Here is a 10826-nt window from a genome sequence, read left to right as displayed (position 1 = left end):
GACCTTCGCAACAGAACATTGAAAGGGATTTCATTTATAAACTTAAGGAGGAGCGATCATGGAAAATCAGCTGCAAAGAGGTTTAAAAGAAAGACATATTACTCTGATTGCATTAGGTTCTGCAATTGGAGTCGGGCTGTTTTTAGGATCTTCAAGCTCGATCAAGCTGGCAGGTCCCGGTATAATGTTATCCTACCTTTTCTGTGGAATCATTTTATTTTTCATTTTAAGAGCGTTAGGAGAAATGGCTGTCCATCATCCCGTTGCCGGTTCATTCAGCCAATACGCCAATGATTATCTTGGTAATCTGGCAGGATATATTACAGGGTGGAATTATTGGTTTGTATGGGTCATTACTTGTATGACCGAGCTGACAGCCGTTGGAATCTATATGGAATTTTGGTTTCCGGAGGTTCCGCGATGGATTTGGATTCTGGCAGCATTAATCATCATGATGAGCTTTAACTTTCTTCAAGTCAGTGCTTACGGTGAGTTGGAATTCTGGTTTGCCCTAATCAAAATTATTGCGATTATCTTTATGATTATTATTGGCTTAGCCATGATTTTGTTCGGATTCGGCAATAACGGAGTTCCTACAGGAATCAGCAATTTGTGGGAGCACGGCGGTTTTCTTCCTAACGGTCTTGAAGGTGTCTTAATGTCATTTCAAATGGTTATGTTTGCCTTTCTAGGAATCGAAATGATCGGCGTAACAGCCGGTGAAGCAAAAGATCCTGAAAAAACGCTGCCTAGAGCCATTAATTCTACTTTACTTCGTATATTAATTTTTTATGTGGGTGCGCTGTTTGTCATTTTGTCCATTTATCCGTGGAATGAAATCGGGACAAGTGGAAGCCCCTTCGTTTTAACCTTTGACAAAATCGGTATCCCGGCCGCAGCAGGCATTATCAACTTTGTCGTTTTAACCGCTGCCCTTTCCTCCTGTAATACAGGAATTTTCAGTTCGGGACGCATGTTATACAACCTTTCCCATAATGGACAAGCTCCGAAGGCATTTGGCACATTAAACAAAAAAGGCGTTCCTTTTAGAGGGGTTATGGTTACATCAGCCGTTTTATTATTAGGAGTTCTGCTTAACTATTTAGTACCGGCTCAAGTATTTACTTGGATTGCATCTATCTCAACATTTGGCGCTTTATTGACTTGGTTTATTATTTTATTAGCACAATGGCGATTCCGAAAATCGATTACACCTGAACAACAAAAAAATATCAAATTTAAAACCCCGCTATACCCGTTATCCACTTTCATTGCAGGGGCGTTTCTCATATTTGTCGCAATTCTGCTCGGCTACTATCCAGACACAAGAATCGCCTTAATAGTCGGTCCGCTTTGGGTTGCCATTTTAGTCATTGCATATTACGCTGCCAACTTGAATAAAAGACAAAACGAAGCTGAAGTGAAAGAGACTTGATCGTTTTGGACAGCGGTTCGCTATCGAATGTCTTACTTTTAAAAATGCGGTTTACAATTTTCTAACCGCCTGATCAATCGTTAAGAGGCCCCCATCTCTGATAGGGGTTCTCTTTTCGTTTTGATCTGGTATCTTTCGAAAAGGAGTCTATATTTTCAAACGATCTTTCAAGCTGCATTTAAAACTTTTTAAGGGGGACTGCAAATTTTTGAATAGTTCAATTACATTTATTAGGTTTACAGGCTATTAGCCATAATAAAGCCGAGGAAGCGATGACACTTGGAACAAATTATTCAATACCTGCAACACTTAATTCCATCATTTCGGAACGATACTGTCTAAATGTTGACGAACAGCCTCTTCGGTCATTTCGCCGGTAATTTTATCCACGATTTCTCCCTTTTCATTAATGAGAAAAGTAATCGGAAGGGTTTGAACTTTGTATAGATCGGCTGTATCTCCTTTCCAATCCAACAAAACGGGAAAACTCAATCCTTTTTTAGATACGAATTGATCCACTAATATTCTTGATTCACCTACATCAACGGCCAGAATTTCAATTCCTTTATCTTTATATTCTTTATAAGCCGATTCCAAATACGGCATTTCTTTTTCACAAGGAGGACAATAGGTTGCCCAAAAGTTAAGCAGAACCCCTTTTCCTCGATAATCTTCTAAATTGACTTCATTCCCTTTTAAATCAATTAAAATAAAATTAGGAGCAAGGGTTGTTCCAGTTGAAGCAGTTGCTCCTTTGTCCTTAATAAAATTACTATAAATTGCGTAACCAATTCCTAAAACTAATATGGAAGTGATGACCCCCCGTATGAATAGCACCACCTGTTTTCTTTTATTATTCATTTAAATAGTCTGACTCCTTTCACTCCGTTAAATGAAATGAGAGAATGGGCATTTCATGAAGGCCTTGATAATCGACATGAGCAATCACTTGATGTTCACCTGGCTCAACAAATTTCACATCTAATTGATATATTCCATCTTCGTTTGGCTCAACAGGCAATCTGCCGAAAGATACTCCATTTTCGATCACTTCAAACGTAACTTTGGCTTCTTTGCTCACATTTTCAGTCCCGTATGTCACTTTTGAAGTAAATGTCACTTTTTCATTCAGCTGAATCTGTTTTGGATCACTTTCTAATGTCACTTTTAATTCTGGCTCTTCACTATTTTTTTGTTGATTAGCTGAATTGGAACATCCAGCCAGCAATAGCATGAACAGAACAAGAACCGTAACTATTATTCGCATCATACTACTCCTTTATGGAACGAAGACTCTTCCTTTTCTCATCAGCGCATTGCCGGGAAAAAGAAGAGTCTTACAATTATTATTTTTTTAATTGGCTTCATTTTTTAAATTTGTCCAGAACAGCAGACGCTTTTTGATTTTTTCAAAAACGATCATGGTAATCAGAATGACAATACTATTAAAAATAATTCCTGCCAGAACTAAATCATATTGAGTAAAATCGGTGTAATACTGTATAAAGCGACCCATTCCTGATTCAGCACCAAACATCTCTACCATTATTAAGACAATAAACGCGAATGCGAGAGATGTCCCGACTCCATTCAAAATTAACGGCGAGCTTGCTGGAAGAATCATTTTCAAAAACAAGTCTTTTCCCTTCAATCCGATTGTTTTTGCATTGTCCCAGTATGGTTTGTCTATTAAAAGCACCCCTTGAATCGTGCCGAGAAAAATAGGCCAAAACGTTGCAATGAATAAGATAAAAATCGAAGCCGATTTAAAAGATGGAAACAATGCAATTGCATACGGAACAAACAATGTCGGCGGAAGCGGGCTGAAAGTCTGGAAAAACGGCTCTAAAATGGCACGGAATCGATGATGCAAACCAAAGTATAAACCGCCGCCAATCCCTAATACGAGCGATAACACAAAACCAGGAACTAATAACCCCATTGAACTGACAAACCCTTGCAACAATTCCTTAATGGCTTTCACAAACGCCATGACAACAATTTCAGGAGATGGAAAAATAACTGGATCAAGCAATTCAGTGAAATTTGTAATGTAAATCCATAGCCCAAGAAGGGCTACGGCGATCAGAGTTGAATAAATATAAACATGTAAAAACTTTTTCACAGTATCTCTCCTCCCCTATAAATTTTGTTTTTTAAATCTTTCTAATACCTTTTTGTAATATTCATCATTTGGATTTTCTTTAATTAGTTCGTCTAATGCCTGTTCATAAAAAGTCAGATTCAAATGAGAATTAACATCGATTTTCTTAGCATCCTCTTCTTTCACGTATCCAATTTTTATCATTCTTTCCCACACTTCTAAAGTTTCTTTTTTATTCGGATCAGCTGAGTTAATTAAATGCGGCTCATTAACAATTTCATTAATCTGCTCTTTAGGTAAATTTTTAAATCTGTCTAATGAAGCTTCTAGATTTTTTTCAGGGCTTTCCAATTTCACACGTTCAGCTTTAATGAGAGCCTTCATAAATTTTTTATAAGCAATTGCTTGATCATCTGAAATCTCGCCTCTTACCGTCACACGGCAGCAGGCAGCATTTTTATCCAGATCATTAATCCATAGAATAGGAGCTAAACCTAATTTCAATGTTTTTGTTAAATGAGCTGTACCCGATACCCCGACATCAATTTTTCCTGTTTTTACAGCCTCAAGTATGGCAGACAACGTTTTAAATTCTACAAATTTTACATCCTTATGGATATCAATGCCTGCTTTCTGAAGCTCCGATTTAAAGTAAACATCATTCGTATGCAAAGGTATAGAACCTATTGTTTTTCCTTTAAAATCTTGTAACGTTTTATATTCGTCCTTATGTTCTTCTTTTACAACAATCGGATGTCCACCTTCCATATGACCGCCAATCAGCTCAAAATTTGAACCTTGGGCAATAAAATTCAGCGGAGCAGTTGAACCGAAAGTTAAGCCGATATCAATTTTTCCTGCCTGCAATGCATTTAATCCGTCTGCTGAACTTTGAAATGGCACCATTTCCACTTTTAAATTCTCTTCTTCAAAAAATCCTTGATCGATGGCAATATCCGCAAGAGGTGCACCATATATTGAACCATAACCAACTTTTAACTCATATGTTTTTTCGTTATCCTTCTCTTCAGCTTTTTCACTTGATGATGCATTTTGTTTTGATGCTGCTTCATTTGCAGTTTCTTTGCCGCCGCAAGCGGATAAAACTAAAATAGCTGATAAACCAATCCCGATTAGCCAATTTTTCTTTTTCATTTTTTTCCTCCTCTAATACACTCCAACTATATACTCTAAAAATTCATGTGTCTTTGTAATTTTTACAGATTTTAAGACATTATTTTGAATGGTTTAAATTCCTGAACCATCCACAAGAGCTTCCTTACTTTCCTCTAATTTGTCGAAAATGCCTTGGTTCATGACACCTAAAACATAATCTCTGAATTTTACAAATTCTAAGCTTTGATATAGCTGTTTCCGATTTCTCGGCTTAGGAAAAGGAACGTCAATCACTTCCGCAATTCTCCCTGGCGGCCCCGGGGTAAACATGACAATGCGGTCCGCTAAGAAAATCGCTTCTTCTGCATCATGTGTGACAAACACAATGGTTCTCTGCTGTTCCCTATTCACTTGAAGAATTAAATTTTGCAAATGTATTCTTGTCAACGGGTCGAGTGCCCCGAATGGTTCATCCATGAACATCAAATCTGACCCTATTGATAATGCTCTCGCAATCGCCGCTCGCTGGCGCATCCCGCCGGACATTTCCCCTGGATATTTATCAACAGCATGACTAAGCTGAACTAATTCCAAATAACTTTGGGCCAAGTGTTCTAATTCCTTTTTTGTTTTTGATTTTTTCAGCTTTTGCCTTAATGCCAGAATGACATTTTCTTTCGCTGTCAGCCAAGGAAATAGCGAGTAGTCCTGAAAAACAACAGAGCAATCTGGTATAGAGTCAGTAAGTAATTGATTATTGACCAAAATTTCTCCTTTATTAGGCCGGGACAATCCGATTAGCAATCGTAGAAGTGTACTTTTTCCCGAGCCGCTCGGTCCCATAAAGACGATAAATTCTCCTTCTTTTATCGTTAAATTAATATCTTGCAGGATTTCTAAGCCGTCGTACTCAAAATAAATGGATTTAACTTCAATTTTATTTTGGTCTGCGATTTCCTTTTGCTCTGCGCTACGATTAAGAACCATTGCCATTTTTGATCCACTCCCTCAGTTGATTTTGAATTTTAAAATTACTGATTGTTCTTTGATCCCTTCCTTTAACTGCTAACTAACCAATTTTACAAACAGCTTCACTTTCACAATTTCGTTTTCGACCTTTGAATTCCGCAGTCAGTTTGCCCCGCCAAACCGCACTTCATTTTCACGATTTCGTTTCCAACCCTGTCCTCCTTTTTCCTATAATTCTTCTTTTTTTAACAACGGTCTGAAGTTTGCAGAAATTGGCGACTTCTTTTTCACGGTAAACCATGAGTAAATGAAACTGACCACACATAAAGCAAGAACAATCCAAGGAAAATAGCTTACCGGTTCCGGCTGACCGGGCTGCACCATCGCCCAAATAGGGATAAGAATACTGAGCAAGCCTAATGATGGAAACAAATATTTTTTATGAAAAGGCCATTTTTCTTTTTTATAAAATATCATTAGCATTGCATAAATATAGTTAGAATTTTCTGTTAATTATTTTTTGTGAATTTGTTCCAAAAAGACAAAACCTAAAGAAAGGTGGCACTGCCCATTTGGTAAATATATACAGTTAAACCAGAGCGACAACGACAAAAGGGAGATTATGGACTGGCTCGCCCATCAAATTTTCGCAACCAAACATAAGCTGGTTTCCACAGAGCTCTCTTTAACCAACGAGTAATTCGAAGTAGGGATTTCTTACTTTTCATCTCCAATTGAATGAGAACATGTAAGCAATACGTGATCAGGGCTAAGAAAATTTGATTTTGAATAGCTGTTTCACTCATTCCATAAAAGTGCTTAATTTCTACGTGTTGCTTGAGCCATTTGAAAAAGAGTTCAATAGCCCAGCGAGATCGGTAAATATCACTTATCTCTTCTGGTTTTAAATCAAATCGGTTGGTGATGAAACGAAGTAAGTTCCCTTTTGTGTCCATAACTTCTAGTAGACGAAAGACATTTTCAGTACGATTTTGTGTGGTACCAATGTAGACCATTTTATCGGATAGAACGTGACAATCATCAGGAAGTGAAAATGTATAGACTTCACGAATGACTGCGTTTTTCTTCAGTCTTGAAACGAAGAAATAGCCATCATCTGTCATCCGATCAAAACGTTCATAGTCCACATAACCGCGGTCAAACACATACATGGCTTCTTGATCATCCACTAGGACTTCGAGTTGATTTCGGTCATGTTCTTTTGCTGTCGTAATCACTGCTTTTTCAGGATAGACGGTGTCTTTATCCATGAAAACAAGCCGTAAGTGTAGCTTTACACCAGCTTTTGTTTTCCGGAATTTTGCCCATTTATAATTGGTCAAGTTCAACGGGAGTGTACTTGAATCAATGATTTTCAGTGGCATATTCTTTCCGTTTTGATAATGGTACCGTTGAATTTTCCAAACAAGATCCAAGAACAAATTTGCAAGAATTAGTGGGTGGATCTGATTGTTTTTTCGGGATAGCTGAGAGGCACTTATCGATTCAAATCCGAGTGCTTTTTGAAGATCTTCGTCTACAAGTGCATCACTCATTTCCTCTAAGCTCTTAAATTCGAGCAGCTGGGCTACCAATAAAAGTTTAATATAGGCTTCTGTTGTCAGCTTTTTTGTGTAATAGTCCTGTTTCAATTCTTTGACTTGTTCGCTAAGTTTTTGAATATTTATGGGTGAAACCCATTTACCAAATGATGAAATTAGTGTATTCTTGTCCATAAAGGTTATCCTTTACGATTGGATTTGGGCAGGAACCACCTGTACTTCCATTGTAAAGGATTTTTTTGTTTCGAAATCAATAAAAAATTGAACATTCTTAGTATTTTGAATCATCAGATTTAATTACTGCAATGCTAGTGATAAAATATAACTGCAAGATTTAATAAAGAATAAATGAGCAAGAGCGGGATCGTGCCAATTGTACTGAGATAACCGAATGCAGTTACCCATCCTTTACTAAGCAAACCAATTAAAATCGCAGCCAACATTCCTAAGATAAAAAGAAGTGTCAGTGTGCCGATAGGCGTCCCCCATTTTGAAACCCTTGATAATTTTCTATAAATTAATCCTTCTCGAGCTGAGTTAAACGCAATTCGGGAGAAGCCGTTCAAGCAGGCGATGGTCATTCCAAGTATGCTAGTGAATCCTGCAATAATAGCTAATACAGAAAAGCTGCCTAAATACTGATTAGAAAGATCAATAAACGGATTAGTACTTTTAACTAAATCATCAATTTGATTCGAAAATCCTTGAATGATACTATAATTGACAAATATATAGAAGACCGACATGATCGCAATGCTTACGAGAACTGCACGAGCAGTATTTCGTTTTGGATTATCCGTTTCTTCTGCCAAAGCAGCTGAGTTTTCAAAGCCAATAAACAAATAGATCGCAAGCGGAAAGGCTAAGCTAAGTCCTGCTATGCCATTCTGAATTGAAGAAAATGCAAAAGGCTTTAAAGATAACGGCGCTGGCGGATGCAATAAAACTAACACTGAAACGAAAACAAGCACTGCTACCTCAATGAATAATGCCACCGCAGCAATTTTAGTCGAACTATAAATTCCCACCACTGTAATGGCCCAAACGATTAAACCTAAAATAATAGTAGGGACGATCCAATGAATGTGAATGTTATATAAGGCTAGTGAATCAGATGTCCATCCCCCAAGCTCAATAAAAGCTGAGCCTGCTAAAAAGATAGTACCGATTAAAAAAACAAGTGAAGCTGTAGTGCCGACAATATCACCAAAAGTCATACTAATATACTTGATGAGCGATCCGCTGCTAGGATGAATTTTTGAAAAATTTGTTAAGCTGAGCCCAACCATTGTGATCGCTACTGTAGCAAGTAAGAGTGTTAACGGAGATCCAATTCCCGAAGCCGCAAATATAACTGGGAATCCATAATATATTGCTGCCGCTGGAGCCATTTGCGCCAGCGTAGAACTTATGGCATCAAAAGCAGTTAGTTTTTTCTTTGGTTTCAGCTGGATTTTTAAATTTTCTTCCATTTCTCCACCTCCTCATAGATTTTATTCAAAAGTAGTTTTTAATAGGGTTTCAAACTTGCGCCTCAATAGGCTGCGTCATTTTTTCCTTATCCCGTACGAAAGGGTAACGGAATCCCCCTTCCGTCGAAATAATGTAAAATTCGATCGGACACTTGCTTTTGTGTACCTATAAGCGCCGTTAAATTAGATTTCAATTTTATCCAAGATCGTTTTCCGAGCTTCTTCTCAGAGCTTGCATCTCCATTGCATAAAATCGCTGGGCTTCTTAACCAGCATATCTTTCATTTCAGCATCTTTTCTAGCGGCAGAGATGCGCTGTTCCAAGCTTACTTGAATGAAGTTTGACTTGATGAAGCATTTTATTCATTTCTCCTTCCCAAAATATAATTATTCATATATATTTAGTGGAATTTTTGAGTAAAAATCTCGGTAAAATCTATACTTCTCAGTGTAATTATTTTTTCTGCAACAGGCGCCCGAGGTTTCGATATTTTGCACCTATATGATTTTCTGATAAACGAGAATTTCCTTTTCCAAATAATTTCTCTCGAAGAGTTCCTTCTTCATAATCTTTTTTCAACAAACCTCGTTTCTGAAGTTCAGGCACTACGAGATCCACAATATCCTTAAATGTTCCTGGTGTAATTGCATAAGCCAAGTTAAATCCATCAATATCAGTTTCATCAATCCATTCTTCAAACGTATCAACAATTTGTTCAGGTGTTCCAACTATCACTGGTCCCATGCCGCCAATGCCTGCGAAATTTGCCAGCTCGCGAACGGTCCATTTCTTATTTGGGCTTGCCTTTGTTAGTGATTCAAGCATGGATCTAACGGCATTTGTCTCAATGTACTCAATTTCTTGATCAGGTTCATATTTAGAGAAATCCACTCCCGACCAGCCGCTCAGCAAGGAAAGCGCTCCTTCATAACTGATATATTGGGATAAATCCTCATATTTAGCCCGCGCCTCTTCCTCCGTCCGGCCAACAATTACCGTCATTAATGCAAACACTTTAATGCTTTGAGGGTTTCTTCCCAATAAAGCTGCCTGAGCTCTTAAATCCTTGACATATAAAGTGATCGCTTCCTTTCCAGGAGCAGAAATAAAGGTGCATTCTGCATGTTTAGCAGCAAATTGACGGCCTCTAGTTGAACCTCCAGCCTGATACAAGACAGGAGTTCTTTGCGGCGACGGTTCACATAAATGTATACCAGGCACATGAAAATATTTACCGTGATGGTGAATTTCATGAACCTTTGTCGGATCTGTAAAAATTCTTTTTTCTTTATCTTTTATGACCGCATCATCTTCCCAGCTGCCTTCCCATAATTTATAACAAACTTCGATATACTCTTCCGCAACATTGTATCTTTCCGAATGGATAAATCGATCTCCAATATCAATATTTCTTGTCCCGCTTTCTAAGTACGAAGTCACAATGTTCCAAGCAATCCTTCCTTTTGTTAAATGATCCAATGTGGACATCCTGCGTGCAAACGTGTAAGGATGTTCAAATGTTGTCGAGCATGTAATTCCAAAACCTAAGTGTTGCGTTGCGTTCGCCATCGCCGAGACAAGCATCATCGGATCATTTACGGGCACCTGTGTCGCTTCACGTACTGTTGTAGTTTTATCTCCCCCGTACACATCATAGATCCCGATTACGTCAGCAATAAACAGGCCGTCAAACCGCCCTCTTTCCAAAGTTTGAGCCAATTCAACCCAATAATCTATATCCTTATAACGATACGACTGATCTTCAGGATGTACCCATAAGCCTGGTGATTGATGGGCCACACAATTCATATCAAACGCATTTAAATAGATTCGTTTTTTCTTCATGTTACTTACCTCAAACTCTCATTTTTTATTGGTGTTAAAAAGTTGCTGTTAAACAAAACAGAGACCCATTTCCAAGCTAAATTAAACTTGAAAAAGAGTCTCTGGTTGTCCAGTCAACTATCATTTATTTTTCAATGTTTATTCTATTTTAGAATAATTTGATGTAAAAGAAGGAGGCACCCCATTTCAAGATAAGTTTCAACTTGAATTGAGAGCCTCCGGTTTTCCAGTCAGCTTATTTAAATTTTCAAAATCTTTAATGAGATTTTAAAACCAATTAAACATATCTGTCAAGTTACTTTTATGAAATTTTTTTCTTGTA

At 37.8% G+C, this 10826-nt stretch carries 9 protein-coding genes; 1 reads left to right on the top strand and 8 read right to left on the bottom strand.

The features are described from left to right. Window positions 1–58 precede the first annotated feature (58 nt). Window positions 59–1435 (top strand): amino acid permease, encoded by a 1377-nt coding sequence (locus NSU02_RS01375; protein WP_339193910.1) that lies wholly within the window; start codon window positions 59–61, stop codon window positions 1433–1435. A gap of 318 nt (window positions 1436–1753) precedes the next feature. Here NSU02_RS01375 and resA read toward each other — a convergent pair whose 3' ends face one another. The 8 genes from resA to NSU02_RS01335 form a co-directional block, all read right to left on the bottom strand. Beyond that, window positions 1754–2296 carry a thiol-disulfide oxidoreductase ResA gene (gene resA / locus NSU02_RS01370; RefSeq protein ID WP_339193907.1) on the bottom strand — a complete coding sequence of 181 codons (543 nt, stop codon included), beginning with the start codon at window positions 2294–2296 and terminating at the stop codon, window positions 1754–1756. Window positions 2297–2315: 19 nt separating this feature from the next. Next, window positions 2316–2705, bottom strand: a complete 390-nt coding sequence (locus tag NSU02_RS01365) for a FixH family protein (RefSeq protein WP_339193905.1) — start codon at window positions 2703–2705, stop codon at window positions 2316–2318. Window positions 2706–2789: 84 nt separating this feature from the next. Further along, a complete protein-coding gene (locus tag NSU02_RS01360; RefSeq protein ID WP_327856021.1) occupies window positions 2790–3560 on the bottom strand; it encodes an ABC transporter permease subunit in 771 nt (256 codons plus the stop codon). Window positions 3561–3575: 15 nt separating this feature from the next. Then, window positions 3576–4694 (bottom strand): ABC transporter substrate-binding protein, encoded by a 1119-nt coding sequence (locus tag NSU02_RS01355; RefSeq protein ID WP_339193902.1) that lies wholly within the window; start codon window positions 4692–4694, stop codon window positions 3576–3578. A gap of 93 nt (window positions 4695–4787) precedes the next feature. Continuing rightward, window positions 4788–5648, bottom strand: coding sequence for an ABC transporter ATP-binding protein (locus NSU02_RS01350; protein ID WP_339193900.1), 861 nt, complete (start codon window positions 5646–5648; stop codon window positions 4788–4790). A gap of 596 nt (window positions 5649–6244) precedes the next feature. Next, window positions 6245–7360, bottom strand: coding sequence for an IS4 family transposase (locus NSU02_RS01345; RefSeq protein WP_339192845.1), 1116 nt, complete (start codon window positions 7358–7360; stop codon window positions 6245–6247). Between the two features lie 134 nt (window positions 7361–7494). Further along, complete coding sequence (locus tag NSU02_RS01340) at window positions 7495–8658, bottom strand: APC family permease (RefSeq protein ID WP_339193898.1); 1164 nt, start codon at window positions 8656–8658, stop codon at window positions 7495–7497. 454 nt (window positions 8659–9112) lie between these two features. Next, window positions 9113–10504, bottom strand: a complete 1392-nt coding sequence (locus NSU02_RS01335) for an LLM class flavin-dependent oxidoreductase (protein ID WP_339193896.1) — start codon at window positions 10502–10504, stop codon at window positions 9113–9115. Between the last annotated feature and the right edge of the window lie 322 nt (window positions 10505–10826).

The organism is Aeribacillus sp. FSL W8-0870, from assembly GCF_037963755.1.
Classification (GTDB): domain Bacteria; phylum Bacillota; class Bacilli; order Bacillales; family Aeribacillaceae; genus Aeribacillus; species Aeribacillus composti.
This window is presented reverse-complemented; position numbering and strand designations above follow the sequence as displayed.